Origin of the sequence: Sphingobium sp. YBL2, assembly GCF_000943805.1 — a bacterium.
Classification (GTDB): Bacteria; Pseudomonadota; Alphaproteobacteria; order Sphingomonadales; family Sphingomonadaceae; genus Sphingobium; species Sphingobium fuliginis.
The window spans coordinates 501,936-528,919 of sequence record NZ_CP010954.1; the positions used below are offsets into that span (position 1 = coordinate 501,936).

Consider the following 26,984-nt stretch of genomic DNA (forward strand, 5'->3'; position numbering starts at 1 on the left):
TGCGAGCGCTGCCTATACAAGCGCGCCTTTGAAGGCGCAACCCCGTGCAACATGCCGTCATCCGGCGAAGGCCGGGATGACGGACGCCTTCAGCCGATCTGGTTCCACGCCTCCGCGATCTCGCCGATCATCAGGCGGGCCTGCTCCACCGGCGCGGCATCATGCTCCTTGGCGCTGACGAGCAGTAGGCGCCGCGCTTCGCGGTAGATCTGGGCGAGGCCAGTGGCGATGTCTCCGCCCTTGTCGAAATCGAGGCTCGATTCCAGCGCGAAGAGGATCGACATGGCGCGGGCCTGCTTGTCCGAAACCTTGAGCCGGTCGCCATTGCGTTCCGCCAGCGCGGCGGCATCCAGCGCCAGCAGCAGCTCGTCGAACAGCACCTTGACCAGCGCGTGGGGCGTCGCACCCTCGATCCGGCTGCCCGAATGGACCGCCGCATAGCGCCGCGCCGCTGCCGTGCCGCCGAACCCGCCATGATTGTAGAACATGATATTCCGACCCTTTCGGTATTAATTGTCGTTTTTGGTCCAGAGGGCGACCTGCTGCTGGAGATAGCTTTGCGTCGCCTTCAACGCCGACAGGCGCGTTTCCATGGCCGAATAGACCTTGGTGAGCTGTTCCTGATAGTTGGTCATCTGGGTATCGAGCTTGTCGAGCTGATCCGTCAGATCCTTCGCCAGCTTCTCATATTTGTCCTGCGTGGTGGCGAGCGGTCCGCCATCCTTCTTGATATTGTCGCGCACGCTGTCCATCAGGCCGGCAAGGCCGATATTCGTGGCGGTCTTGACCGACGGGTTCAGCAATTGCGTGATCGCCTTCGGATCGGCCGCGATCGCCTTGTCCAGCGCCTTGGTATCGAGCGACAGCGTACCGTCGCGATTGGTGCTGACGCCCAGGTCGTTCAGCGTCTTGTAGGCGCCGGTGCTGCTGAGCTGGGCCGACACCATCTGCGAAAGCTGCCGCTTCATGTCGCGGATCGAGGATTCTCCGTTCAGCACGCCCGCATTGGACGAGTCCGTGCCGGTGGAGGTGGCGGTGTTCAGCGCCTTCATCAGCGTGTTGTAGGCGTCGACGAATTCGACCATCAGGTCGCGCATCGACGTGGTCGGCTCTGTCGTGGCGAGCGTGACGCTGGTCCCAGGCGCCGCCTTGTTGAGGTCGATGCGCAGATAGGGGATCGCGCCGTCGATGGTGTTGCCGGCATAATGCTGCTCCACGCCGTCGAGCAGGATCACCGCGTCCGCCGGGTCGGCGGCGCTGGCCATGGTGCTGCCGGCCGGGACGCTGGCCTTGGTCCAGGCGAACTGGTCCAGGGACGCGCCGCTGGCATCGGGGGTGGAGGAAGAAACCGTCAGCGAGATGTCGTTGGCCGCACCGGTCGGCCCCTTCATCATCAGGCGGGTGCCCTGCGAATCGGTGATGACGGAGGCGGTGACGCCGGTACCGGACGCGTTGATGGCGGCGGCAAGGCCGGCATAGCTGTTGTTGGCCGAGGTGATGGTGACGGGAACCGCCGCGCCGGAACCGACCTTCAGCATCAGCGTGCCCGTGCCCACGGTCGCCGCCGCGCCGCTTGCCGCATCGGTGTTCGCGTTGACCGCCGACACCAGCGTCCGGCTGGTCGCCAGGTTACGCACTTCGATCTGCGCCGGAAGGCCGGTGGGCGTGCCGCCGGGCAGCGCGCTGACCGAAGCGATGCTGGGGTCGTTGGAAGCCGGCGCGCCCGAATAGCCGGTGCCCGCGAGCAGGCTGTTCAGCGCATCGGCAAAGGTGTCGAGCGAACTGGAGGCCGACGCCAGGGCGGAAATCCGCGCGGTGTTCAGCGTCTGGCGACTGGTGATGGCCGTCTGGCGCGGTTCCTTGGTGGCGCTGACCAGGCTGGAGACGAGCGACGCGGTGTCGATGCCCGATCCCGCGCCTAGCGCCGTCAAGATGCTGCTGCTCACCGAAGTCATTGGCCGTCCTTTCAAGAGAGAGAACGGCCCTAGCGCGAAGACCTTTAGGAATGATTTTCAGGGGGGAAGGCAGGAGCCCACCTCACCGACGCAACATCCAGGCCGCGTGGACGAATTTCGAAATGTCCGGGATTGGCCAATCCAAGACATTCCCCTCCCGCAAGCGGGAGGGGTTAGGGGTGGGCGCGAGCGCAGCGAGCTGCTGACTTAGCCGTTGCAAAACAGCGCAGATGCCGCGCCAGCCCACCCCCTAACCCCCTCCCGCCTGAGGGAGGGGGAATGTCGGCAATCCACCCCAACCGCTCAGACCACAGTCCTGAATTTCTCAACGCCGCCTGTAACGGCACGCTCGCGAGCAGGCGCAGGAGCGCCGCGACGAACCCGGCTCAAACGCCCGGAGACAGAATCTGATCGACCGCGCCGCGACGGATGTTGGCCTGCGCCGCATGGGCATAGGCGGCCTGCTCCGCGATGCGCTTGGCGACGCGGATCGTGCTTTCCACCGCCTCCTTGGAGGCCGGGGGCAAGGGGACCAGTATCTGCGGCTCGGGCAGCATCGACTGGATTTCGTCGGCTGCTCCGTCGACCGTCACCGTGCCGCCCTGACTGCGCAATTCAGCCAGAATGTCGGCAATGCGGGCATGCACCTTGGCATATTCGGCGCTGGTCGCGATGCTTTCTTCCACGCCCGACTGATCCTCGGGCGTCGGCGCCTGCCGGGACGATCCACCGCCCTGATGCACGGTGGCGGCCGATGAAATGGGCGCAATCGCGGACACGGCGGACGGCGCGCGGGTCGCGCCGCGCTCCACCGACAGTTCAGTCCGCGAAATATAGTCGTTCATGACGCACATCCTAATGCGTCCCCGTGAAGATTATACGGATATTAAGTCCTAAACTTAAGTTAAGGACGATCGATTTTCAGGAAACCGCTGATTATCAAGATGATTTTTTGCCGTCCGCGTCGAAGCGCAGATCGTCCGGCACGGTGATGAATGGCCGGTCCATCTCGCTCGCCACCCGATTCTCCACCCGGAAGACGAAGGCAAGGACGGTCGCGACCGCCATGTACAGCCCTTCATTGACGATCTGCCCGGCGCGCGAGGTGAAGTATATGGCGCGGGCCAGTTCGGGATATTGCAGCACCGTGACCCCGTTCTGGTCGGCAAGGTCGCGGATCGCCGCCGCCACCGCGTCACAGCCGCGCGCCACCACCACCGGCGCGGCGTCCTGCCCCGGCTTGTAGCGCAAGGCGACGGCGAAATGGGTGGGGTTGGTGATGATGACGCTGGCCTCCGCCACCGCCTTGCGGGTCGAACCGCTCAGCACCTCATATTGCTTGCGGCGGATATGGCCTTTCAGCTCGGGGGAACCTTCGCTCTCCTTATGCTCGTCCTTGATCTCCTGCTTGGTCATCGACAGCCGCCTGAACCGCTGCATGAGCTGGGCGGGAACGTCGATGCCCGCGATCAGGAACAGGCCCCCCGCCATGATCAGGCAGGTCATGATGAACATGTTGCCAAGGTCCGCCATGGCGGGCGCCAGCCCCGCCTTGCCCAGCCCGACGATCTCCGTCAGCCGGTCCCAGATCATCCAGACGCCGATCGCGCCCAGCAGCGCGACCTTGGCGACGGACTTGACCAGTTCGATCAGCCCCTGGAGCCCGAACATGCGCTTGAGGCCGGCGGCGGGATTGAGCTTCGACGCCTTGGGCGCGAAGGCGCCGGGACGGAAGCCGAGCGAGCCGAGCAGCGCCGGCCCCGCAATGGCAGCCAGCAAGGTCGCCAGCAATATCCCCGCGACCGGCAGGGCGATGCCGGACAGGAGCGCGATGCCCCGGTCGGCCGGCGCGAAATTCACGATGTCCTCCCGCCGGAAACGCAACGCCTCTATCAGCATGTCGGACAGGGATTCGACCATCGATGGCCCGGTGACCGCGATCCAGCCAATGCCGGCCATCACCACCAATGCAGTGGCGAGATCGCGGGACTGGAGAATGTCGCCATTCTTGGCCGCGTCCTTCAGCTTCTTGGCTGTCGGCTTCTCGGTCTTTTCGCCGCCGCCATTGCTCCCGGCCATGGTCAGTGCCCCTCAGCGATGGTCTGGGCCTGGTCCAGCCCGGCCTTCAGGGCGGCGGTGATCCCTTCCCCCATGATCGGCGCGGTGACGGCCAGCAGGATGAGCCCCGCCATCAGCGCCACCGGCATACCGACCGCGAACAGGTTGAGCGCGGGCGCTGTGCGCGCCAGCATGCCCATGACGATCTGCACCAGCACCAGCGCGAAACCGACCGGCAGCGCGATGGTGACGCCCGCGCCGAGCAGCGCGCCGCCGAATTCGATCAGGTGCCAGACCGCATCGTTGCTCAGCATCGCGCCACCCGGCGGCAGCGCCTGATAGCTTTGCACGACAAAGCTCACCAGCATCAGATGCCCGTCCATCGCCAGCAGCAGGAAGGTCGACAGGATGGAGAGGAACTGGCCCACCGCCTGCGTCGCCTGACCCGACGAAGGATCGACCATCGCCGCGAAATTGAGGCCCATGGTGTTGCCGATAGCCTCCCCGGCCACCAGCGCGGCGGCATAGCCGATCTGCACGGCAAAACCGATGGCGAGGCCGGCAAGCACCTCACCCGCGACCAGCATCACGCCCTGGAAACTGGCGACGCCGTCGGCGGGAAGCTGGATAGGCACGCTGTTGAGCGCTGCCATGCCCAGCGCCAGCGACAGGATCAGCCGCAATTGCAACGGCACGGCGGGCGCGCCGAAGACGGGCGCGGCGATGAAGGCGGCGCCGGGGCGGATCATGGCGATCAGCCAGATCCAGAGCTGGACTTCCACATTGACAAAGCCTGGGGCGAAGCCCGGCGCGATCATTGCAGCAGGTCCGGAATGCGCTCGAAAATCTCGCGCGTGAAATCGGCGATCAGCACCATGATGGAACCGCCGAACAGCACCAGCATCGCGCCGACGACGATGATCTTGGGGATGAAGGCCAGCGTCTGTTCATTGATGGAGGTCGCGGCCTGCACCATGCCGATGACGACGCCTGCGATCAGCGCGGGAATCAGGATCGGCGCTGCCGCCAGCGCCGTGATCCACAGCGCCTGCTGCGCCAGCCCCATGAAGAAATCGGCGTTTTCCATGGATCAGCCCGCCCCGGAGCCGTCTGGAGGAGAGAAGCGCCAGCCCTTCATGTCGCGAACGATCCGGCCAGCGAACCCATGGTCAACGCCCAGCCGTCCACCAGCACGAACAGCAGCAGCTTGAACGGCATGGAGATGATCGTGGGCGACAGCATCATCATGCCGAGCGCCATCAGCGTCGATGCGACCACAAGGTCGATGATCAGGAACGGCAGGAAGATCATGAAGCCGATCTGGAAAGCGGTCTTCAGTTCCGACGTCACAAAGGCCGGCAGCAGGATGGAGAAGGGAATGTCGGCGGGCGAGCGGAAGGCCGGCGCCTCCGCCAGATTGGAGAAGAGCTTGAGGTCCGTCTCGCGGGTCTGCTTGGTCATGAAGCCGTGCAGCACCTTGCCCGAACGGCCCACCGCCTCCTCGATGGAAATCTGCCCCTTGCCATAGGGATCGAAGGCCTGGGCGTTGATCTGGTCAATGGCCGGCCGCATCACGAACAGGGAGAGGAACAGCGACAGGCCGACCAGCACCTGATTGGGCGGCGTCTGTTGCAGGCCAAGCGCCTGACGCAGCAGCGACAGGACGATGATGATGCGGGTGAAGCTGGTCATCATGAGGATCAGCGACGGCAACACCGTCAGCAGGCTCATGAGGATCAGGATCTGCAGCGATAGGGACAGCGAACGGCCGTCGCCGCTGATCTGCCCCATGGCGCGGCTCAGCGCGCCGCCATTGTCGACGGGCGCCGGAGCGGCGGGCGCGGCCTGCGCAAAGGCGGGCATGGCAAGGACCAGGGTCAGCAGCAGCAGCGCCACCACGCCCCATTTCATCATCCCCGCGCAGGCGGGGACCCATCCCCCGGCAGCAGCCTGCGGACCCGAGGTCCGGAGAGGGGTTCCCGCCTGCGCCGGAATGACGGTGGCAAGCAGGTCAGCGCCCGGCACGATAAGGGTCGCCTTCCGCGATCTTCTCGATCCGCCCCCGCGTCACGGAAAGCAGGATCTTCTTCCCCTCGAACTCCACGACGGCGAGCTTGCCGAACGTCCCCATCGGCAATGCTTCCAGCACCTTGAGCGACCGGTCGTTCTGCCCCGCCATCATGCCCGGCTGATATTTGCGCCACAGCCACAGCGCGCCGAAGGCCATGCCGCCGACCAGAGGCAATAAAATCAGCAGCTTGACGAAATACCAGATCATGAGGGCTTTCCGCGAAGATGGTTAATTCGTCATCCGTTCCGAAAGATTGGCGCGCAAGGCAAGCGGTAAATCTGCCGCCTGCGCTTCAGCCGCGCCGCTCGACGCCCGCCAGCCGGCTTTCGGCAGCCGCGATTTCGACGATGCGGATGCCGTAGCGGCCGTTCACCGTCACCACCTCTCCCTTGGCGATCAGCGCGCCGTTGACCATGATGTCGAGCAGGTCGTCGGCCTGGCGGTCCAGTTCCACGACGCTTCCTTCGCTCAGATCCATGACCTCCGCCAGCCGGAGCGAGGTCGACCCGACCTCCACCGACATGCGGACGGGAATGTCGGCCAGCAACCGGAACTGGCGGTTGTTCACCATGCGGGAAATGCTGTCCTCGCCCACGCTGTCAAGGCGGGGGGCTTCGCTCATGTCGCTCATTGTCCGGTTTCCTGTGCAAGCTTTTCGATCTGGAATGCGGCGCGGCCATCCTGTTCGCCGATGGAGCCGTGCGCGACGATACGGTCGCCCACGATCAGCGGCAGGCTGCGGTTGATGGTGACGGGAATGATGTCGCCGGCCTTGAGCTGCATCAGCTCGGCCAGGGACAGGTCAGGACGCGCCAGCACCGTGCGGGCGGGCAGGCGGATGTCGCGCATGCGGTGGGCGATGCGCGCCTGCCACACCGGGTCGGCGCGTTCGTCGTCGATCGGGATGCGACTGCCCGTCAACGACTCGACGGCGCGCAGCGCGGACAGCGGGAACAGCAGGTCGACGGGCCATTCGGCATCGCGGCTGATGCTGATCAGGAAGCGTTGCAGCACCATCTGCTCGCCCGGCTGGGCCGCGGCGGCGAAGCCGATGCCGGTTTCCCGGACGATCAGACCGGCCTCTATGGCCAGCATGTCGCTCCAGCATTCCACCAGCCGGGCCATGAAGGCATCGGAAATCCGCGCGATCAGGCGATCTTCGGTCGGCGTGAACTCGCCGCGCGGCGGCAGCGCACGATTGCCGATGCCGCCATAGAAACAGTCGACCAGCGTCGAGATCATCGCCGCATCGAGCCGCAGCAGCACCTGCCCCTTGAGCGGCGCCAGGCGATAGACGCCGATGCTGGAGGAGCCGGGCACCTCATGCGCCCAGGCGCCGAATTCCAGCGCGCGCGCGTCCTGCGCGGCGACATGCGGGCGAACCCCGGCGATCGGCTCGATCAGGGCGCGCAAACGCCGGCCGAGCTTTTCGCCCAGCCGGTCCAGCCCCGACAGCATCAGCGGCGCCTGCGATTCCCCCCGCCCGAAGGCGTAGGCTTGAACGTCGGTCATTTCAGTCCCCAGCCGTCCCGGGCGGGGGACTTCCCGCCGATCAGGCAGCCCTATTGAATAACGAAATTGGTAAAATAAACGTTATCGACGCCGCCATAGCCCGTCTTCTGCTTCAGAATGTCGTTAATAATGCCCTTGATCTTCCCCTGAAGCGCCCTTTTCCCCTCCGGCGTCGACAGCGCCTCCACCGGCTGTTCGGCCAGCATCATCAGGACCTGGCTGCGAATCGCCATCTCATGGACCTTGATCGCCTCGACAACGCGAATGTCGTAATAGGTCGAAACGGCGATGGAAATCTGCGCAAAGGCGTCCGTATCCGACATGTTGGAGGTGAACGGCGTCTGAAGCTGGAAATAGGTCGCCTGATAGGCCGCGGGATTGGCCGGGCTGGGCAGGTCGATGCCCTTGGCCGGGACATGGACGCCCGAAGGGGCATGACCCCCGCCGCCGCCCTCATGCCCGCCGCCTTCGCCGCCGCCACCGCCGGCATAGCCATGGGCCTTCGCCACTTCCTCGGCATTTTCCCCCGCCAGCACGAGCACGGGCTTGTTCGGATCTTCCTTCGGCCCTTCTTCCTTCGGGCTGAAGAAACCCGCGGCGTAAAGACCGCCGGCCGCGCCCGCCCCGCCAACGACCATGGCGATGACGATGAGCAGGATCATCTTCATCCCACCGCCCTTTTTCTTCTTCGGCTTGGCGTCGTCACTCATCGGTCAAAGTCCCCCGCAATCCATGTCGTCAGGCATAGCGCGCGCGCGGCGGGATTGCCGGCATGGCGCAGCTCGTCATGGTTAAGAACGGCCGGATCGCCGGAATTTTTAGGGGCGAATGCGCTATTTTCCTGGGGACGCCAACGGCCCTGCCCCTGCGATTGCGCCATGTTCTGGCCGTTGTTCGCCCATGCGTTCGCGCCCTGGGAACCCTGTTGCTGCGCGCCCTGCTGCTGGGAGGATTGCTGTTGATTGGCGCTGTCCGCCCGCGCCGCTTCCGCGACAGGAGGCGCGCGTTCGATCTTCACCTCGGCAATGCGCACCGCCGAAAGTCCGGCATCAAGGCGCAGACGGTCGCTGTCCTGGCGCAGCGCCATTTCGGCGGCTTCGCTGGCGACGGTCAGGCTGACCGCCGCGCCGTCGCTGCCCTGGCGGATGTCCACCTGCACGGCCCCAAGCTGGTCGGCGTTGATCTGGAACCGCCCCTGCGCACCGTTCGCGGACAGCCCGGCAATCTCGCGGGCGAGGCCGTCGATCCACTGGCCGGAAACGCCCATGTCGACGATCTGCGCGCCAAGGCTGGCGGACAGGTCGGCCGGCGGCGGCGCGACGGCCGACGGCACCGGCTGCGCGGAAACGGGCTGGGCGAGCGGCATCGGGGGCACGGCATCGACCGGGTCATGCTGGACGGCATGGGCCGGCACGGCATCGACCGGCGTGGCGGCCCTGCCCGTTTCGACGCGGGCCGCGAGCGGTTCCCCGGCGCGGACCGGCGTGCCCGGCTGGCGGGCAGCGACCTGATCGCGCACGAGCTGGAGCAGGGCGAGCGCCTCGGACTTCACCGGGCCGCTGCCGGGATGCGCAGCGGGAACCGGGCCTTCCGGCTGGTCGGCCGATGCCGCAGGCGCTTCAATGGCTGGCTGCACAGGGGCGTCCGCCACGGGAGTCGGTTCAACCGTCGACTGGGCGGGAACCGGCTGTCCGGCAGACTGAGGCGGCAAGGGCGCCGCTACCGGCAGATTCTTGCCGCGATCCGGCTTGGCGGGCGCCGTTTGCGCGACCGGGGCTGTGGATGGCGGCAGCGCCTGCGCCGGAACGCTTGGCGGGGCCGGCATCTGGACAGCAGCGACGACCGTTGCCGGAGCCTGTGCCGCCTCGGCCTGCTCCTTCGGCCTGTCGCTGTCGCCCGGCTCGGCTTCCGCCGGCTCGTCGGCATGCTCCACCGCCGCGGCTTCGGGCAAGGCATCCACCTTTTCCGGCCTGGTTTCCTTGCCGGGGCGCGGGGCCTTGACCTGGGGATCGGGCGTCGCGACCGGCAGTTCCGGCCCGCCGACCTCGCCCTCTTCCATCGCGACCGGCGCCGCAGCAGGCATTTCCGCCGCGACCTCCTCGACGGAACCGCTATCCACCGCAGGGCCGGCATCCACCATAGGGCCAGCATCCACCGCAGGCGCCGTCTCCCGAACGGCGGCCTCGGCTGGCGCGTCGATCTTCCTCGCAAGTCCGGGCGGCAGCGGCAGCGAATCCTTGCGGTGGCTCTGCACCGCCCTCAATGCGTTGGCCAGACCGAAAGGCAAGGGGGAAGCCGTCTCGACCTCCGGATCGCCGCCATCGGCTTTGCCGGCCTTGGGCAGTGCGGGCTCCATGCCCTCGGCTTCATCCGCGACCGCCGGGGCGATCCCTTGCGGCGGGCCCGCGATCCCCGCGCTTTCCTGCGCTTCGGGCAAAGCGGCCATCGTGCCGTTCAGCAGCTGGGCGAAATCCGCCGCCCCCTCCGCAGGCACGGCCGACGCAGCCGCGCCATCGGCGGGCATCGGCGTCGCCGCCGAGGAAAAGAGCAGCGCCTTGAGGCTGGTCAGCATGTTCACGTCAGACATCTCCTGTCCTCTGCATCCGGCGATAGCGCGGCAGAGCCGCAAGCTTGTTCTCCCGCCATTCCTCCAGGTCCGCGCGGGCGCGATCCTTGAGCTTCACGGCGATTTCGCGATCCCGATTGGCCGCGAGGGAAAGGCCTTCCTTGACCTCCACCTTGCGGCGCGCATCGTAGAGCGCACCATCCAACTGGCGCCCCGCCTGTTCCAGACGGCCCGCCAGTTCCTGCATCGCTGCAAAATTCGCGCCAGTTGCGACGCCCTGCCCGGTAAAAAGATCGTTCCGCACATTGCGCAGCCGCTCGACATTGCGGGCAAGGCCCTCCGCCTCGTCGCGGGCGCGGGCGGTTTCGGCCGCGGCCATGGCATGCTGGACATGGCGGACGCGCAGCACGCGCTGGCGGCGGGCGACTTCGCCCTTCACGCGCCGAACTCGGCGATCAGGGCATGGGCGCTGGTGTCGAGGTCGATGAAGCTCTTCTGATCCTGACGAATGAAGTCGAGGACTTCCTGTCGCCGCTGCACGGCTTCATCGATCACCGGATCGTTGCCGGGGCGGTAGGCGCCCATCAGGATGAGGTCGCGATTTTCCTCATAGGCGGCCCAGAGGCGGCGATAGGCGGCGGCGGCAAGGCGATGCTCGTCCGGCACGACATCCGCCATGACGCGGGACAGCGACTTGCCGACATCGATCGCCGGGAAGATCGCCTGTTCCGACAGATGGCGCGACAGCACGAAATGCCCGTCGACAATGGCGCGGGCGGCGTCGACGATCGGATCGTCCGTATCGTCGCCATCGGCCAGCACGGTGTAGAGCGCGGTGATCGACCCGCCAGTCCGGGCGTCGACGCCGGCGCGCTCGACCAGACGCGGGATCAGCGCCAGCGCGGAGGGCGGATAGCCCTTCATCGCGGGCGGTTCGCCCAATGCCAGCCCGATCTCGCGCTGGGCATGGGCGCAGCGGGTCAGGCTGTCGATCAGCAGCAGCACCTTCTTGCCCCGCGCCCGGAAATATTCGGCAATGGCGGTGGCGCGGGCCGCGGCGCGCAGGCGCAGCACCGGCGGATGGTCGGCGGGCACGGCGACGACGATGCTCTTGTGCATCGCGCCCTTCAATTTGGTCTCCAGGAAATCGCTGACCTCGCGTCCGCGCTCCCCGATCAGGCCCGCGACGACGATGTCGGCTTCGGCGCCCTGGATCATCTGGCCCATCAGCACCGATTTGCCGACGCCGGACCCCGCGATGATCGCGATGCGCTGGCCGCGTCCGGCGGTCAGCAGCGCATTCACCGCACGCACGCCCAGGTCGAACGGCTCGGTGACGCGGCCCCGGTCGAGCACATTGCCCTTGACGCCGTTCAATGGCCACGACCCGCCCGCGATGATCGGCCCCTTGCGGTCCAGCGGCTGACCCATGGCGTCGATGACGCGGCCGATAAGGCCTTCGCCCACCTGCACCATGGTCGCCTGGGAATCCGGTTCGACCCGCGCCCCATTTTCCAGCGGCGCGTCGCTGTCGAGCGGCACCAGCAGCGTCCTGTCGCCGCGAAAGCCCACAACCTCGGCGCGGCAGACCGTCCCGTCCGAAGCGATCACCCGCGCGCCCGCACCGATGGGACGGCGAAAGCCGGTGACTTCCAGCATGCCCGCATCATGGCTGACCAGCCGGCCGACATGGCGCGGCTGCCGGTTCTGCACCTGCATATGGTCGAACAGCGTTTCCGCCTGGGCCAGCGAGGCGCGAATCATCAGGCCTTGCCCTCCATATCGTCCAGCAGGGCGCGCAGGCGCGACAGACGCACATCCGGGCCGTCCTCGACCCAGCCGTCGGCGGTTTCAAGGCGCACGCAGCCGCGCTGCATCGCGCCGTCGGGCACCAGCTTCACGCCGATGCTCTCGCCTTCCAACAGTTCGATGTCGTCGGGATGCAGGTGCAGCGCGCCCTTTTCGTCATTGTCCTCGATGAAGGCGGCCACGCTGTCGCAGCGCTGGAGCAGCCGTTCGATGTCGATCTCGACCTCGCCCACGATCTGCTCCACCAGCCGGACCACGGTCGCGGAAAGCATGGTGGACAGCATGCCGCTGGGCGCCGGCGCCAGCAGTTCCAGCGCTTGGGCAAGCTGCTGGCGGGCCTGCGTCTCGGCCGCATGGGCTTCCGCCGTCACGCGGCTGCCTTCGTCGAAGCCCATGGCGAAGGCTTCGATCCGCGCCTGTTCCAGCACATCCTCTTCGCTTTCCGGAATGCTGTCATGCACCGGCTGGCCGGGCGCGGCATGCGCAGGCGCGAACAGGCTGCGGAAGCCGCCGCTCGTCACCTGTCCCATGCCGCCCAGCGGTATGCTGGCGACTTCCGCATTGCTCCAGAGCTTAGACAAAATCATTCCCCTTGCCGCCCAGCATGATGGTGCCCGCATCGGCCATGCGGCGCGCGGTGGCGATGATCAGCTTCTGCGCGTCGATGACCTCGGCCAGGCGGATCGGCCCGCGTTCCTCGATCTCGTCGGCAATGGCCTGCGCGGCGCGGGCGGACATGGAACCGAATATCTTCGCCTTCAGCATGTCGTTCGCGCCCTTCAGCGCGACCACCAGGATCGAACTGTCGACGGTGCGCATCAGCGTGCCCATATTCTTGTCGTCCATGTCGATCAGGTTGTCGAAGACGAACATCTCCTCCTCGATCGTCTGGGCGACCATCTTGTCCCGCTTGGCCAGCGCCTTGATGATGCGCTGTTCATTCTCCTTGCGGACATTGTTCATGATCGCCGCCGCCTCGATGGTGCCGCCGCGCTGCGAGGCCCCGCCCTGCTTCTTGGCCATGTTGCCGCGCAGCAGGAGCTGCTCCAGATCGTCCAGCGCCTCGTTCGACACGGGGCCGAGCGTGGCGATGCGGTAGACCACTTCTTCCTGATATTCGGTCGGCAGCAATTGCAGCACGTCGGCGGCGATCGGCGCCTCCAGATGGGCGAGGACGATGGCCATGATCTGCGGATGCTCCGCCTCGATCAGCACGGCGATCTCCTTGGCGTCCATCCATTTCAGCATCTCAAGCTGGGTGGAGCGGGTCGGCGGGGTGATGCGGGCCAGCATATTCTCGGCCCGCTCCTCGCCCAGCGCCTTGGTCATCGCGCCGCGAATATGGCGGGTCGCGCCATAGCCGATAGTGGTGCGCTTCTTCGCCTTGGTGACGAAATGATCGAGCGCCTCATTGACTTCCTCGACCTGCACGTCGGCCACATCGTACATCGCATAGCCAAGCTGGCGCACTTCGTCCGGCTCCAGGCGCGAGAGGATCTGCGCGGCCTCATCCTCGTCGAACAGCATCAGCAGGACGGCGGCGGCGGCGCTGCCCTTCAGCGCCGTGGCGGTGGCGGCGTCAGGCATTTTCCTTCTTCCCTTCCTTCAGAAGGTCGCGGACGACCAGCGCCGCGCGATCGGGGTCCTGCTTCACGAAATTGCGGATCAGGTCGGCGCGCTGGGCATAGTCGTAAGTGGAGGAGATCATGTCGAGCGTGACCGGCGTCGACCCATCCGGGTTGACCGTCGCCTGACGGGTGATCTCGGTCGAGATTTCGCGGCCGATCTTCTGGCCCTCGGCGGCGACCTGTTCGGCGGCGGCGGCCTGAGCGGCGGCGCGGCGCTTCAGCAGCGGCCGGCCGATGCCGAAGATCACCAGCAGGGCGACCAGCAGCGCAGAGACGTTGCGCACCAGCGGCGACACCCATCCGGCTTCATACCAGGGCGCCTGAACCACTTCTTCCTTGGCGAAGCTGCGGGCGGAAAGGGCCACCACGTCGCCCCGCGCCTGGTCGAAACCGACCGCCCCCTTCACCAAAGCCTCCAGGGCCGCGATCTCCTGCGCCGAACGCGGCTTGCCGTCGGGCCCGTTGTCCAGCGCGACCGCGACCGACAGGCGCTTGACCGTGCCGATAGCGTCCCTGGTCACGGAAACCTCGCGGCCCAGTTCGAAGCTGCGGTTGAAGGTTTCCTCGGTCTTCATCAGCGGATTGGGCGGCGTGCCGGGCTGGGCTGCGGTCTGGGCGCTGGCGGCGCCCTGCGCGACGGCCTGGCCATTGGGATTGGTCTGCGTCACGGTCGGATTGACCGGCGCCTGATTGCTGAGCGCGCCGGGAATGCCGCTCGCTTCGCCGCCCGCGCCCTGACCGCGCGGGTCGGATGCCCAGGTGCCCTGTTCGCTGCGAAGACGCGCTTCATCCTGCGGATAGGTTTCGCGGGTCGCCTGCCGCTCCGCGAAGTTCAGTTCGGCATGCACTTCGGTCGAGAATTTGCCCGCGCCCAGAATCGGCGTCAGCAGCGCGATCACCGACTGGCGATAGCGATCCTCCATCTTGGTCTGGACGGCCAACTGGCGGTCGTCGGCGGCGTTGCTGTCATTATTGCTGAGCAGACGGCCATTCTGATCGACGACCGATATGTCCTCCGGATTGAGTTCCGGGATCGACGAAGCCACCAGATGCACGATGGCGCTGACCTGCTGGTCGGTCAGCGACCGGCCGGAGGCAAGACGCAGCATCACCGATGCGGAGGGTTTGGACCGTTCGCGCAGGAAGACGCTGGGCGGCTCGACCGCAAGGTGGACCTTGGCGCTCTCCACGCTGTCGATCGCTTCGATGGTGCGGGCCAGGTCCATTTCGCGGGCGGAGCGCAGCTTTTCGCCTTCCACCGCGCGCGATGCGCCCATGGGCAGGCTGTCGATCATGCTGTTGCCGTCGGGCGCGCTCTTGGGCAGGCCCTGGGCGGCGAGCATCATCTTCGCCTTGAAATAATCGTCCTCGCCAACGGTCATGCTGCCCGAATTGTCGAAGTCGTAGCGGATGCCATTCTGGTCCAGCACGCTCGCAACCGCCGACTTGTCGGCATCGGGCAGGGCACGGAACAGGTCGCGCTGCGGCGGTTCGCGCAGGGCGAGCCAGGCCGCGCCAGCGGTCGCGACGACGCCCAGCAGGCCCAGCAGCGGCAGGCTCTTCGCCACGGCGGGCTGCTTCATGAAGCCGGTGAAGCGCGCCTTCAGCGCATCGACGCCCTTCGCGCCGCCCGGAAAGGCGGGGCTGGTGGCCGGGAGAGCGGCGGCGCCGCCGACGGAGGGGGTGAGTGCGTTCTCGCTCATATTACACCGGCATGCTCATGATGTCCTTGTATGCGGACAGCAATTTGTTGCGGACCTGAAGGGTGGCTTCGAAGCTGACGGACGCCTGCTGCTTGGCCAGCATGACCCCGGCAATATCGGTGGTTTCCCCCCGTTCGAACGAGGCGGCTGCTTCGCCCGCCTGGTTCTGCAGGCCGTTCACCTGCTCCAGCGCCGATTTCAGCGCATCGGTAAAGCCGCCCGGCGCGGTTGCGCCATTGGTGCCGACCGCGGAGCCAGGGCCGACATTGCCGGTCTGGGCGACGTCGCGCAGCGCCGCGTTCTTCTGGAGGATGGCGTTGCGGATCGCCATCACGCTATCGGTCGGAGAAATTCCGGACATGCCCTATTCCTCCTCAGGCCGCCGCCCGCTCGCGCATCTCGGCAAGCCGATAGCGCAGCGTACGTTCGGAAATGCCCAGCTTGCGGGCGGCGGCGGCGCGATGGCCATCCGTTTCGCGAAGGGCGGCGCGGACCGCCTCCAGCTTGCTGTTATGCGCCACGTCGCGCAGCCGGATCGGATCGGCCGGCGCCAGGACCTGCTCCACGATGCGCAGTTGCGGCGCGCCGGTGATGTGCAGGTCGTCGGCATCGATACGGTCGCCGTCGCGAAGGACCACGGCGCGCTGAAGGACATTGCCCAGCTCGCGGGCATTGCCGGGCCAGACATGGCCGGTCAGCTTTTCCAGCGCCGCGGCGGTCGGCCAGACGAAGGCGTCCTGCTGGCGCAGCAGCATGGCGGCGGCGATGGCGGCGATGTCGCCCGGGCGCTCGGCCAGCGGACGCAGCTCCAGCGGCATGACATTGAGGCGCCAGTAGAGATCCTCGCGGAAGCGGCCGGCAGCGACTTCGGCGGCGAGGTTGCGGTTGCAGGCCGCGATGATGCGGACATTGACCGGCACCGGATGAGTCGCGCCGACGGGCAGCACTTCGCCTTCCTGCAGGGCGCGCAGCAGCTTCGCCTGAAGGCTGAGCGGCAGTTCGGCGATTTCGTCGAGGAACAGCGTGCCGCCGTCCGCCGCCAGGAACAGGCCCTCGGACGCATTGGCCGCGCCGGTGAAGCTCCCCTTCTTGTGACCGAAGAGCATGGCCTCCATCATGGTTTCGGGCAGCGCCGCGCAATTGACGGCGATGAAGTCGCGGGTCACGCGGCCCGACTGGGCATGAAGGAAGCGCGCCATGCCTTCCTTGCCGGTGCCCGTATCGCCCTGGATCAGCACGGTGGCGTCGCTGCGCGCCACGCGGCCGGCCAGCGTCATCAGCCGCGTGCTGCCGGCGTCGCCCACCGCGGGAACGGCAGCGGGACGGGCCAGCTCCGCGATCAGCGCGAAGGCGAAACCCATATCCTCAAGGCCGAAGGCGACGCGGGCAGGCAGGCCGTTGGCGGCGGGCACCAGCGAGGGCAGGCCGTCGATCAGGTTGATCAATATGTCGCGATGGGTCGCATGGCCGATTTCGGTGGCCAGCAACACGCGCCGGTCTTCCCGCTCGCGCGGGCTCTGGGCGTCCACGATCCGGACGGTAAAGAACGCATTTTCCAGCCAGTGCTGCAGGCCCGGAACGAGCGCGCAGACTCCTTGGCTCACGTCCAACGATGACATGAACTTGTCCCCATGTTTTGGCCGGCTTGTGCCCCCGCACGCCCCTGACCCCTTCGATGCGTTGAAACTGCCCGACTGTGGTTAGCATATGGTTAATGCGGCAAACCCCTTGCCGCATAACGGCAATTTTTTTCCGCCGAGGCGGAACTTTTCGCCGCTTCATGGATATATCGGCCCCCGCAAAGGGGCTCGAATGCCCTGTTTACGGGCCTTTTCAAGAAAATAGCAGAAAAAATCATCCCCGCCCTAAAAGCTTTTTTTCCGGTGCCGTTATCCCCTTTCGAGGCCGCAAGCAGCCTGATGGCAGCGACCTGAACGAACGAAAGGGTATCAAAATGACTGTTATCGGAACCAACTCCTCGGCGCTGCGTGCATCCAATGCTTCGGCCCAGGCCAGCAAGGCGCTCAGCACCGCGATGGAACGCCTGTCGACCGGCAAGCGCATCAACAGCGCGAAGGACGACGCGGCCGGCCTTGCCATCGCATCGACCATGACCTCGCAGATCCGCGGCATGACCCAGGGCATCCGCAACGCCAATGACGGCATCTCGCTCGCCCAGACGGCGGAAGGTGCGCTGGGCGAAGTCAGCAACATGCTGCAGCGCATGCGTGAATTGACCGTCCAGGCGCTGAACGGCACCAACGACACCAATTCGAAGGCGAACATCACCTCGGAACTCGACCAGCTGTCGACCCAGATCAACAGCGTGATGACCAACACCAAGTTCAACGGCATCTCGCTGTTCCCGACCACGGCGGCGACGATCACGATCCAGGCCGGTTCGACCGCGGCCGACTCGGTCTCGCTCTCCGTCGGCGGCATCGACCTCTCGGCCGTCGTCGGCGCCAGCGCCGCCACCGTGAGCGGCTCGGCTGCGACCACCGCCACCCTGGCGCTCTATGACACGGCGCTTCAGTCGGTCTCGACCGCCCGCGCCACGCTGGGTTCGACGCAGAGCCGCCTCGAATCGACGGTCAACACGCTGACGGCCAACGTCACCAACCTGACCGACGCCCGCAGCCGCATCGAGGACGCCGACTTCTCGGCCGAAACGACCGCGCTCGCCAAGCAGCAGATCCTGAGCCAGGCCTCGACCGCGATGCTGGCCCAGGCGAACCAGAGCCAGCAGGGCGTGCTGAAGCTGATCAGCTAAGCGGCGACACTCAGATTGACCGGCTGGGGTTTTGGTCACCCCGGCCGGTCATGCCGCCCCCGGCGCATTTACAGTCCCCACCGCGCCGGGGGTAAAAACTTCGATGAAACGACCAGCATAACGAAGCCTCCGTCCCCCCGGGCGGAGGCTTCATCGCATTTGTCGATCGGCCGGTTTCCAATCAATGCGGGATCGAAACACTTGCATTGGCGGTTGTCGCACCCATGATGACGGCCATGACCAACAATTCTTCGACAGGAATCGGACGCCGCGCAGTGATCGCGGCGTCCGGCGCTGCGCTGCTGCTGCCGCATTCCGTGCTGGCCCAGAACCGGGCCGAGGCCTTTTCCTGGACCATGCTGATCGCCCGGGCACAGCGCCTCGCCCGCGGCGCGTTCATGGTGACGCCCTTCTTCCCCGGCGCCGACAGGATCGGCTATGATGCGTTCAACGAGGCGCGCTTCCGTGACGAGCGGACCATCTGGAACGAAAGCGGCGACGATACCGGCATCCGCCTGTTCCCCCTGAGCGGCACGGTGCAGCAGCCGGTGGAGATCGCGCTGGTCGAAAAAGGCCGGGCGACGCCGCTGCGCTACGATCCCGCCATGTTCGACGCGCCGCCGGGCAATGCGGTGCGCGCACTGGGCCCCGATGCGGGCTTTGCCGGCTTCCGCATCATGAATCAGGCGCGGGACGGCGACTGGCTGTCCTTTCTGGGCGCGACCTATTTCCGCGCCCCCGCCGAAAGGCAGTTCGGGCTTTCGGCCCGCGCCGTCGCCATCAACACCAGCATCGCGGGGAAGGAGGAATTTCCCCGCTTCACCCATTTCTGGCTGGAGCGGACCGGGCGCAGCAGCGTCACCGTCTATGCGCTGATGGACAGCGCGTCGCTCACCGGCGCCTACCGCTTCGCCAATGAACTGACGCCGCAGGGCGTGCGGCAGGATGTCGACGCCGTGCTGTTCACGCGCAAGGCGATCGCGGAACTGGGGCTGATGCCGATGACCAGCATGTTCTGGTACGATCAGGCCGACCGGCGCACCCGCACCGACTGGCGGCCGGAAATCCACGATTCCGACCTGCTTTCCATCGCCGGCGCGGATGGGACCGTCCATTGCCGTCCGCTGGTCAATCCCTCCGCCCCCCGCGTCGATGTCTTTGCGGAGCGCAATCCCAAGGGCTTCGGGCTGCTCCAGCGCGACCGCAATTTCGACCATTATCAGGATGACGGCGTCTTCTACGAACGGCGGCCTTCCCTATGGGCGACCAGCCGCAAGCCGCTGGGCGCCGGACAGGTGCGGCTCTACGCCTTTCCGACCGACAGCGAATATACCGACAATGTCGCGGCCTATTGGACCCCCGCCGCGCCCACCCGCGCGGGCAGCCGGATAGAGGCGAGCTATCGGCTGGACTGGTCCGCCGCCCGCGCGCCCGCTTCCGCCGGCCTTGCCACGGTGGAGAATATCTGGACCGGGCAGTCGGGCGAAGCCGGGGTCGACCGTTTCCTGGTCGACTTCGCCGGCGTGCCGACCGGAAGCAGGCCGGACATATGGGTCGACCTTGCCGGCGGAACGCTGGTCAAGAAGGCCGGCTATCCGGTCCTGCACCAGAAGGACATGTTCCGGATGGTCCTGGATATTCGTCGGGACCGGGGCAGGCCGACCGATATCCGCGCCCAGCTCAGGGCTGGCAATCGCCCGTTCAGCGAATATGTGCATTACCCGCTGGGCGCGTGAATTAAGGGCGACAAGGGAACCAGCCGGGTTCAAGGCGGTTCTGGTGACGGGTTTCGAGCCCGTGAAATCTGGCGAAACGAGTCGGGCATGAAAGCAACGGGTGGCGTGCACAGCAACAGGGCCGGCGGAATGGCGACCGTCAGGGCGTTCGAGCATCTTCCCCCGGAGAGGCCCCTGGCCATGCCCGCGCAGGATTTTTCCGCGACCCCGCGCGACCTGCCCCACCGTCCGTTCAACATCGACCTCTGGGCCCGGCGCACCCTGGTGGTGCTGCTGGCGCTGCTGCCTGCCTCCATGGCGGCGCATGAGATGCGGCGTTCCATCGGCCTGGACGGCATTTCGGCATGGGAGGGCGTCTATCTCGCCCTCTTCATCCCGCTCTTCGCCTGGATCGCCTTCGGCTTCGCCACCAGCCTGATCGGTTTCCTGCTGCTGACCATGGGGCGCGGCCCGGGCGTCCGTCCCTATCGCGCGCGGTCGACGGCGGCGCTGCGCGGGCGCACCGCCGTGCTGCTGCCTGTCTGCAATGAGGATTTTCAGGGCGTGCTCGGCCGCCTGTCGATCATGGAGCGCTCGCTGGCACAGGTCATGGGGGGCGAGCGGTTCGAATTCTTCATCCTCTCCGATTCCAACCCGGAAAATGGGGAGAAGGAGCGCGCCGCCTATCTGAAGATGCGCAAGGGCTTTTCCCGCCCCGTCCATTACCGCCGCCGCGCACTCAATGTCGGGCGCAAGCCGGGCAATATCGCGGAATGGGTCGAACGCTTCGGCGGCGCCTATGACTATATGATCGTGCTGGACGCGGACAGCGTGATGAGCGGCCAGACCATGGCGCGGCTGGCTTCGGATATGGAGCGGCATCCGCATGTCGGCCTGATCCAGACCGTGCCGTCGATCGTCGGCGCGTCGACGCTGTTCGCCCGCTGGCAGCAATTCGCCAGCCGCCTGTTCGGCCCCATTTCCGCCGCCGGCATGATCTGGTGGTCAGGGTCGGAAGGCATGTTCTGGGGCCATAATGCGATCCTGCGGACCAGGGCCTTCGCGCAGAGCTGCGGCCTGCCCGAACTGCCGGGACGCGCGCCCTTCGGCGGGCATATCATGAGCCATGACATGATAGAGGCGGCCCTGCTGCGCCGTCGCGGCTGGGACGTGCATATCGTCATGGCCGACGACAGTTTCGAGGAATTTCCCCCTTCCCTGCCCGATCTCGCCACCCGCGACCGCCGCTGGTGCCAGGGCAATATCCAGCACATCCCCCTCCTTTCTAAGATCAGGGGCATGCACCCGGTCAGCAAGTTCCAGCTCTTCGTGGGGGCGTCGGCCTATTGCACCTCGCCGCTGTGGCTGGCGCTGATGCTGGTGGTGCTGGGCGGCGCGGCGGCGGGCGTCTGGCCGCCGAGCGCCATATTGCCGTCGGGCGGCCTGCTGGCGCTGACGGCGGTGCTGCTGTTCGGGCCGAAGCTGCTGGCGCTGCTCTGGGCGCTGGCCGATCCTGCACGGCGCATCGGTTTCGGCGGCGGAGTGCGCATGATGCGCGGCGTGATCGCGGACATCGCGCTGTCGATCCTGATGGCGCCGATCAGCATGCTCACGCAGACCATCAACCTGTTCGGCATATTGATGGGCCGCAAGAGCAGCTGGAACGGCCAGACCCGCGACCGCGACGGCATGCGGATGCTGCCGGCGATCTGGCTGTTCAAATGGCATATCCTGCTGGGCGTGGGGCTGACGCTGCTGGCGGTCGAGTCCGATACATCGCTGGGCTGGATCGTGCCGGTGGCGGCGGGTCTGGTGCTGGCGCCCTTCTTCGCGGCCTTCACGGCGCGCAAGGATTGGGGCAGCCATGTCGCGAAAAGCGGGCTGTTCCAGGTGGCGGAACCCTGGTGGCGGATGCAGAATTACCAGAAGACGCGCTATCGGCAGTTGCAGTTGGACAATGCGCCGATCAAGGACTTCTCCAACGCCGCGAACGACAGTTAGTCGATCCTGAAACACCGTGTTCCTGCGCAGGAGCACGGCACGCCTGAAGGAAAGCGAAGGGACTCAGTCCCAATCCCGCAATTTCTCGCGCAGCCTGTCCAGCGCAGCCTTCTTGATCTGGCACACCCGCGCCGCGCCGATGTCCAGCGTCGCGCCGATCTCCTCCAGATTGAGTTCCTCGACGAAATAAAGCTGAAGCACCAGCGCCTCCCGCTGCGGCAGGTCGCCTATGCATTTGGCGAGCGCGGCTTTGAGCGATTCCCGCTCCATCACATCGTCGGCGCGATCCTCGACATCGGCAAACCACATGGACTGGTCGGAATAGACCTCGTCCATGCTGCTATGCTGCACCATCTCGCAGCCATCCGCCACTTCGCGATAGGCGGCGGGGTCCAGCCCCATTTCGGCGGACATCTCCGCCTCCAGCGGCGCACGGCCCAGCTTCTGCTCCAGCCGGTTGCGGATGGCCCCTAACTGCTTGCGCTGCGACATGGCGGAACGCGTCATCGTCGCATGGCGGCGCAGATGGTCTATCATCGCCCCGCGCACGCGCATCTGCGCATAGGAGGCGAAGCCAAGGCCCCGATCCTCGAATCCATTGGCCGCCTCGACCAGCGCGACCATGCCGATCTGGAGCAGGTCCTCGATCTCGATGGCGCTCGATACCCGGCCATGGACATGCCAGGCGATCTTGCGCACCAGCGGCATATATTGGCGCGCCAGCCGTTCGGGCGAGTTGGCATGGGCGGACCGGCCATAGGTGTTGGCGTCGGAACCGGCGACGACCCTATTCATGAACATCGGTCAGGCTCCTCAGGCAACGCGTTCGCGTGTCGGCAGGGGGTCGTGGCGCGGCGCGGGCCGCTGCTCGCCGCCGACCACGGCGACGACTTCCACGCCCTTGCCATCGGGAATTTCCAGGAAGGACAGCACCGGCGTCTCCGGCAGATGCGGCTTGAACAGCCGGGCCAGCGCCCGCCGCGCGAGCGGCGAGGTGACGATGGCGAAGTTGCGCGCCTGCCCCAGCAGCGGACGGGCCGCCGTGACCACCGCCTCTATGATGCGGTTGGCGAGGGCGGGTTCGATCGGGTGCCGGGCATCGCCCGCGACCCGCATCGCCTGCGCCAGCAACGCTTCCAGATCGCCGTCCAGCGTGATCACCGGCAGCGGCATCTTCACCGGCACCAGCCCCTGGATGATCAGCGAACCGATGCGCTGACGCACCGCCTCGACCAGTTGGTCCAGCGTCATGTCGGGCCGCGCCGCGTCGACCATCGCCTCGCAGATGCGGCGGAAATCCTTGAGCGGAATGCCCTCCGCCAGCAGGGCGCGGCAAAGCGCGCTGATCTGCGTCAGGTTCAGCAGCCCCGGCGTCAGGCCGTCGACCAGTTGCGGCGCGGCGTCCTTGAGGTTGTCGAGCAGCTTGCGCGCTTCGTCCAGGCCGAACATCTCGCTGGCGTTCATGGCGATAAGCTGGTTGAGATGGGTGGCGACCACCGTCGGCGGATCGACCACCGTATAGCCCGCGACCACCGCTTCGCTGCGCTTGGCGGGCGAAATCCAGACGGCGTCGAGGCCGAAGGTCGGGTCCTTCGCCTCGCGGCCGGACACCGTTCCCTCCAGCGCGCCGCTGTCCAGCGCCAGCAGGTCGTCGGGGAAAATCTCGTCCTCGCCCACGACGACGCCGGCGATGGTGATGCGATATTGATTGGGCTCCAGCGCCAGATTGTCCTTCACGCGGACCATCGGCACGACGAAGCCCAGTTCCTTCGAAAGCTGGCGGCGGATGCCGGTGATGCGGGCCATCAGCGGCGCGCCCTTGCGCTCGTCCACCAGGCTGATCAGGCCATAGCCGATCTCCAGCCCCAGCACGGCGCCGTCCGACACGTCGTTCCATTCGATCAGCGCCGGGTTGGGCGGCGGGGCGGCGGCTTCGGGCTCGGCCGCCTTGCGCTGGCTCGACTTGCGGAGGTGCCAGGCGATGCCGCCCGCCACCGCGGCGGCGGGCAGGATGATCATGTGCGGCATGCCGGGCAGGATACCCAGGAAAGTCAGGATCGCCGCGACCGGCATCCAGGCCTTGCCCGAACCGAACTGGCTGGTGATCTGGTTCGACAGATCGTCCTCGCTGCCGACCCGCGTCACGATGGCGGCGGCGGCGATGGAGAGCAGCAGCGCCGGAATCTGCGCGACCAGCGCGTCGCCGATGGCCAGGATGATATAGGTCTGGGCAGCTTCCCCGATGCTGAGCTTGTGGCTGACCACGCCCAGTATGATGCCGCCGACGATGTTGATGGCCAGGATCAGGATGCCTGCGACCGCATCGCCCTTCACGAATTTGGAGGCGCCGTCCATCGATCCGTAGAAGTCCGCCTCGGTCGCCACTTCACGGCGGCGGACCTTGGCCTCTTCCGGGGTCAGCAGGCCGGCGTTCAGGTCGGCGTCGATCGCCATCTGCTTGCCCGGCAGGGCGTCCAGGGTGAAGCGGGCGCTGACTTCCGACACGCGGCCCGCGCCCTTGGTGATCACGACCAGGTTGATGATCATCAGGATCGCGAAGACGAAGATGCCGACGACATAATCGCCGCCGATCAGGAAATGGCCGAACGCCTCGATCACATGGCCTGCCGAATCGGTGCCTTCATGCCCGTTCACCAGCACGACGCGGGTCGACGCGACGTTCAGCGCCAGCCGCAGCAGCGTCGCGAACAGCAGCACCGTCGGAAAGCTGGAGAAGTCGAGCGGCTTGGCGGCGTTCAGCGCCACCATCAGCACGGCCAGGCTGATCATGATGTTGGTGATGAAGCCGACGTCCAGCATGATCGCCGGCACCGGCACCATCATGAACAGCACGACCATCAGCGTCGCAATGGGCAACACCGCTCCCTTGGCGGCGCTCATCCAGATCTTCGCTTTGACTTGGGCGGGAGTCATATCGGGCCGTTACCTTCCGAGGGTGGCGAGCATGAGATAGGCGAGGCGCGCCGTCTGCGGTTCGGGCCGGACGGTCACGTCGGCGGCGGTCGCAAGGCGCTGGGTTTCGATCCGCACATAGTCGGCGGGCTGCACGGTCTTCGCGCCGGAGGGCAAAGACGCATCGGCATATTGAATGTCGCCGCCGCCGACCGAATCGAAGCCCTTCTGGAGCTTGGCGGCGAAGCGGTCGCGGATCTCCGCGAAGCTGCGGGCATTGCCCTGCCTGTCGTAGAAGATGGAGCGGTTGGCGCGGGCGGCGGCCGGGAACATGCCGGCGGCGGCGGCATTGGGCGCGCGGTCGTTCATCGACAGGAACCTGCTGGCCCCGCCGACGCCCAGAAAATGGGCCATGTAAAGGTCGACCGGTTCCGCCTCGCGGCCCAGCCGCTGCTCCAATGTGGCCTTGTTGTCGGCGGCATGTTGGGCGGCCATGACGGATGCGGTTTCGGGATGCTTGCGCAGGTCCAGTATCTGCTGGCGAAGGTCGGGATCGGCCACATAATAGCGGCCATTGCTGCCCCGGCTGATCGCGTCGGCGGCCCAGCCCAGCCCATATTCGCCGCCATGCTGGTCGATGACCGCCAGCCAGCTCTGGTCGACGAACTGGTAAAGCCCGGTCGCGGAGGAGGTGGTCGCGCGGGCGGTGGGATTGAGGCTGCTCTCGATCTTCGCCTGCCCCAGCAGATAGGCGAAGTCCACGCCCGTCCGCCGGCTGGCCATGGCGATCGCGTTGGTCACGCGATTGCCCGTCGAAGCGCCCGTTGCCGCGCCCGTTCCTGCGATGTCTGCGAAAGCCGACACTGGTTCGATCAATCCCCGTTGGTACCGGGGGTCATTAGAGCAAGTGACGTGCCAAGATTTGGTTAACGCGCGCTCATGATTTGATTTTCGGGAATGGAGCCTGCTCCGGTCAAATCAAGCCGCGCCCACCCGCTCCTGCGCAGGCAGGAGCCCAGTCCGCCGTCAGTGGAAAGCAAAAAGGGCGCCGTGGCGGGCGCCCTTGCAACGTCTCGGAGGGTCGGATTTTCAGCGCCCGTAAACCAGAGGCGCCGTTTCCGCGCCGCGCGCCGCGAGTATCGCAAGCCGCTGATTCGCATGATCCGCGAGCAGGTTGGTACGAATCCGCGCCGATTCCATCATCGGCTGGAGCGCCCTCAATCGATCCTTCACCGCTTCGTCGGACCGCCATACGCCGATGGCGCGAACAGCGGACGCGGCTTTGGCGATCCGCTGCGTCGCCGCTTCGATCACCGCCGCATCCACGCCGTCCAGTGCCCCGCGCAGCTCTTCGAAAGCCGCGCCCAACTCATCCAGCGCTGCAAGACCGAGCGGCATGGGGTCAACCGGCCGCCGGCAGGTCGAGCGCCAGCATGCGATCCGCGATCGCCGCCGGATCGACGGGGTAATTGCCCGAAGCGATGGCCGCCTTGATCGCGGCGACGCGATCCATGTCGACCGGCGCGCCTTCGGCCGCCATGCGGGCGACGGGGCTTGCCGAACTGGCCGAAGAAGCGGAAGTCGCGGCCGAACCGGTCGAAGAAGCGCGCGTCGTCCTGCCGCCTTCCTTCAGGCGGGCTGCCTCTATGGCGGCGCTGATATTCTGGCCGACAGACTTGATCATCGTTTCAATCCTTCATTCGTCCCGCACAGTCTATATACGGCCGGGTTCAAAAATTGTTAAATCCCGGAACACGAACAATTCCCATTTCCACGACCTGCGCCAATATCGGCGCGGATTTCCTGTCTTCCCGCACGCGGATCGTCTCGCCCACGGCGCCGTCCTCGTCCGCGACCATCATGCGCGAGACGCTGAAGGCCGCATTGCCCGCCATCAATTGCACCGGGTCGCCCTTCTTGACGGCGGCCTCCCTGGGCGCCGCCCGCGCCGAAGGGGCGTAGCGCGCCACCGGCCCGGAAGCGGCAGCGGCGCCGCCGGCCACCAAAGGCACGCGGATTCGCCAGCCCAACGCATCGCACTTGACGATGGCGGCGCCAAAGACAGGCCCGTCCACGCTGGGCGTCGCCGGACAGGCGGCCAGCCGCAAACGGCGGTCGACCGGCGCCATCGGCCCGCCCGGTTCGCCCAGATTGGCGCCGACGGTCATCGCGACCAGACTGTCGATCCGATCCAGATTCTCGAACTTCTGCTGCGCCAGCGCAGGATCGGACGCTGAAACGGACAGCGCCAGAAGCAGGATCTTGGGCAAATTCGTCACG

Annotated in this window: 28 protein-coding genes; 3 read left to right on the forward strand and 25 right to left on the reverse strand. The window is 66.5% G+C overall.

The window, feature by feature from the left end:
- Positions 1-89 precede the first annotated feature (89 nt).
- The 19 genes from TZ53_RS02430 to TZ53_RS02520 all read right to left on the reverse strand — a co-directional run bounded on the left by TZ53_RS02430 (position 90) and on the right by TZ53_RS02520 (position 16,921).
- Positions 90-488 (reverse strand): flagellar export chaperone FliS, encoded by a 399-nt coding sequence (locus TZ53_RS02430; RefSeq protein ID WP_025548545.1) that lies wholly within the window; start codon positions 486-488, stop codon positions 90-92.
- Positions 489-509: 21 nt separating this feature from the next.
- Positions 510-1,955 (reverse strand): flagellar filament capping protein FliD, encoded by a 1,446-nt coding sequence (gene fliD / locus TZ53_RS02435; protein WP_025548546.1) that lies wholly within the window; start codon positions 1,953-1,955, stop codon positions 510-512.
- 386 nt (positions 1,956-2,341) lie between these two features.
- Complete coding sequence (locus tag TZ53_RS02440) at positions 2,342-2,800, reverse strand: hypothetical protein (protein ID WP_025548548.1); 459 nt, start codon at positions 2,798-2,800, stop codon at positions 2,342-2,344.
- Between the two features lie 94 nt (positions 2,801-2,894).
- Positions 2,895-4,034, reverse strand: a complete 1,140-nt coding sequence (gene flhB / locus TZ53_RS02445; protein ID WP_044660314.1) for a flagellar type III secretion system protein FlhB — start codon at positions 4,032-4,034, stop codon at positions 2,895-2,897.
- Between the two features lie 2 nt (positions 4,035-4,036).
- Entirely contained in the window at positions 4,037-4,831 is a 795-nt protein-coding gene (gene fliR, locus TZ53_RS02450) for a flagellar biosynthetic protein FliR (RefSeq protein WP_044660315.1), read from the reverse strand.
- Positions 4,828-5,100, reverse strand: a complete 273-nt coding sequence (gene fliQ, locus TZ53_RS02455; RefSeq protein WP_025548552.1) for a flagellar biosynthesis protein FliQ — start codon at positions 5,098-5,100, stop codon at positions 4,828-4,830. The genes fliR and fliQ overlap by 4 nt, the downstream gene beginning before the upstream one ends.
- A 47-nt stretch (positions 5,101-5,147) precedes the next feature.
- The gene (gene fliP / locus TZ53_RS02460) at positions 5,148-5,927 is read right to left on the reverse strand and encodes a flagellar type III secretion system pore protein FliP (protein ID WP_025548553.1); all 780 of its coding nucleotides are present in this window, start codon (positions 5,925-5,927) and stop codon (positions 5,148-5,150) included.
- A 97-nt stretch (positions 5,928-6,024) separates the two neighbouring features.
- On the reverse strand, positions 6,025-6,291 hold the full coding sequence (locus TZ53_RS02465) for a FliO/MopB family protein (RefSeq protein WP_025548555.1): 267 nt from the start codon (positions 6,289-6,291) through the stop codon (positions 6,025-6,027).
- Positions 6,292-6,376: 85 nt separating this feature from the next.
- Positions 6,377-6,715 carry a flagellar motor switch protein FliN gene (fliN, locus tag TZ53_RS02470; RefSeq protein WP_025548556.1) on the reverse strand — a complete coding sequence of 113 codons (339 nt, stop codon included), beginning with the start codon at positions 6,713-6,715 and terminating at the stop codon, positions 6,377-6,379.
- Positions 6,712-7,596: a flagellar motor switch protein FliM gene (locus TZ53_RS02475; protein ID WP_025548558.1), complete on the reverse strand. Its 885-nt coding sequence runs from the start codon at positions 7,594-7,596 to the stop codon at positions 6,712-6,714. The genes fliN and TZ53_RS02475 overlap by 4 nt, the downstream gene beginning before the upstream one ends.
- A gap of 50 nt (positions 7,597-7,646) precedes the next feature.
- Positions 7,647-8,306 (reverse strand): flagellar basal body-associated FliL family protein, encoded by a 660-nt coding sequence (locus TZ53_RS02480; protein WP_025548560.1) that lies wholly within the window; start codon positions 8,304-8,306, stop codon positions 7,647-7,649.
- Entirely contained in the window at positions 8,303-10,183 is a 1,881-nt protein-coding gene (locus TZ53_RS02485) for a flagellar hook-length control protein FliK (protein WP_044660316.1), read from the reverse strand. Before TZ53_RS02485 ends, TZ53_RS02480 begins: the two co-directional genes overlap by 4 nt.
- Positions 10,176-10,601 carry a hypothetical protein gene (locus TZ53_RS02490; protein ID WP_025548561.1) on the reverse strand — a complete coding sequence of 142 codons (426 nt, stop codon included), beginning with the start codon at positions 10,599-10,601 and terminating at the stop codon, positions 10,176-10,178. Before TZ53_RS02490 ends, TZ53_RS02485 begins: the two co-directional genes overlap by 8 nt.
- Positions 10,598-11,926, reverse strand: a complete 1,329-nt coding sequence (locus TZ53_RS02495) for a FliI/YscN family ATPase (protein WP_025548563.1) — start codon at positions 11,924-11,926, stop codon at positions 10,598-10,600. The genes TZ53_RS02490 and TZ53_RS02495 overlap by 4 nt, the downstream gene beginning before the upstream one ends.
- Positions 11,926-12,558: a FliH/SctL family protein gene (locus tag TZ53_RS02500; RefSeq protein WP_037482187.1), complete on the reverse strand. Its 633-nt coding sequence runs from the start codon at positions 12,556-12,558 to the stop codon at positions 11,926-11,928. Before TZ53_RS02500 ends, TZ53_RS02495 begins: the two co-directional genes overlap by 1 nt.
- Positions 12,545-13,558, reverse strand: a complete 1,014-nt coding sequence (gene fliG / locus TZ53_RS02505) for a flagellar motor switch protein FliG (RefSeq protein ID WP_025548566.1) — start codon at positions 13,556-13,558, stop codon at positions 12,545-12,547. Before fliG ends, TZ53_RS02500 begins: the two co-directional genes overlap by 14 nt.
- Positions 13,551-15,302: a flagellar basal-body MS-ring/collar protein FliF gene (fliF, locus tag TZ53_RS02510; protein WP_044660317.1), complete on the reverse strand. Its 1,752-nt coding sequence runs from the start codon at positions 15,300-15,302 to the stop codon at positions 13,551-13,553. The genes fliG and fliF overlap by 8 nt, the downstream gene beginning before the upstream one ends.
- Position 15,303: 1 nt before the next feature.
- On the reverse strand, positions 15,304-15,663 hold the full coding sequence (gene fliE, locus TZ53_RS02515) for a flagellar hook-basal body complex protein FliE (protein WP_025548568.1): 360 nt from the start codon (positions 15,661-15,663) through the stop codon (positions 15,304-15,306).
- Between the two features lie 13 nt (positions 15,664-15,676).
- Positions 15,677-16,921 (reverse strand): sigma-54-dependent Fis family transcriptional regulator, encoded by a 1,245-nt coding sequence (locus tag TZ53_RS02520; RefSeq protein ID WP_044660318.1) that lies wholly within the window; start codon positions 16,919-16,921, stop codon positions 15,677-15,679.
- 335 nt (positions 16,922-17,256) lie between these two features.
- On the opposite strand from TZ53_RS02520, the gene TZ53_RS02525 reads away from it, so the two are divergent.
- From TZ53_RS02525 to mdoH, 3 genes are all read left to right on the forward strand, one after another.
- Complete coding sequence (locus TZ53_RS02525; protein WP_025548572.1) at positions 17,257-18,075, forward strand: flagellin N-terminal helical domain-containing protein; 819 nt, start codon at positions 17,257-17,259, stop codon at positions 18,073-18,075.
- 224 nt (positions 18,076-18,299) lie between these two features.
- Positions 18,300-19,811, forward strand: coding sequence for a glucan biosynthesis protein (locus tag TZ53_RS02530; protein ID WP_044660319.1), 1,512 nt, complete (start codon positions 18,300-18,302; stop codon positions 19,809-19,811).
- Between the two features lie 87 nt (positions 19,812-19,898).
- Positions 19,899-21,791, forward strand: a complete 1,893-nt coding sequence (gene mdoH, locus TZ53_RS02535) for a glucans biosynthesis glucosyltransferase MdoH (protein WP_044660320.1) — start codon at positions 19,899-19,901, stop codon at positions 21,789-21,791.
- 63 nt (positions 21,792-21,854) lie between these two features.
- Here the strand turns inward: mdoH and TZ53_RS02540 are convergent, their stop codons facing one another.
- The 6 genes from TZ53_RS02540 to TZ53_RS02565 form a co-directional block, all read right to left on the reverse strand.
- Entirely contained in the window at positions 21,855-22,592 is a 738-nt protein-coding gene (locus tag TZ53_RS02540; protein ID WP_025548576.1) for a sigma-70 family RNA polymerase sigma factor, read from the reverse strand.
- Between the two features lie 12 nt (positions 22,593-22,604).
- Positions 22,605-24,725 (reverse strand): flagellar biosynthesis protein FlhA, encoded by a 2,121-nt coding sequence (flhA, locus tag TZ53_RS02545; RefSeq protein WP_025548577.1) that lies wholly within the window; start codon positions 24,723-24,725, stop codon positions 22,605-22,607.
- Positions 24,726-24,734: 9 nt separating this feature from the next.
- Positions 24,735-25,568, reverse strand: coding sequence for a flagellar protein FlgJ (locus TZ53_RS02550; RefSeq protein ID WP_044662807.1), 834 nt, complete (start codon positions 25,566-25,568; stop codon positions 24,735-24,737).
- 225 nt (positions 25,569-25,793) lie between these two features.
- Positions 25,794-26,102 (reverse strand): hypothetical protein, encoded by a 309-nt coding sequence (locus tag TZ53_RS02555; protein WP_044660321.1) that lies wholly within the window; start codon positions 26,100-26,102, stop codon positions 25,794-25,796.
- A gap of 4 nt (positions 26,103-26,106) precedes the next feature.
- Positions 26,107-26,388: a flagellar biosynthesis anti-sigma factor FlgM gene (flgM, locus tag TZ53_RS02560; protein ID WP_025548582.1), complete on the reverse strand. Its 282-nt coding sequence runs from the start codon at positions 26,386-26,388 to the stop codon at positions 26,107-26,109.
- Between the two features lie 46 nt (positions 26,389-26,434).
- A complete protein-coding gene (locus tag TZ53_RS02565; protein ID WP_044660322.1) occupies positions 26,435-26,983 on the reverse strand; it encodes a flagella basal body P-ring formation protein FlgA in 549 nt (182 codons plus the stop codon).
- Position 26,984: the final 1 nt, after the last annotated feature.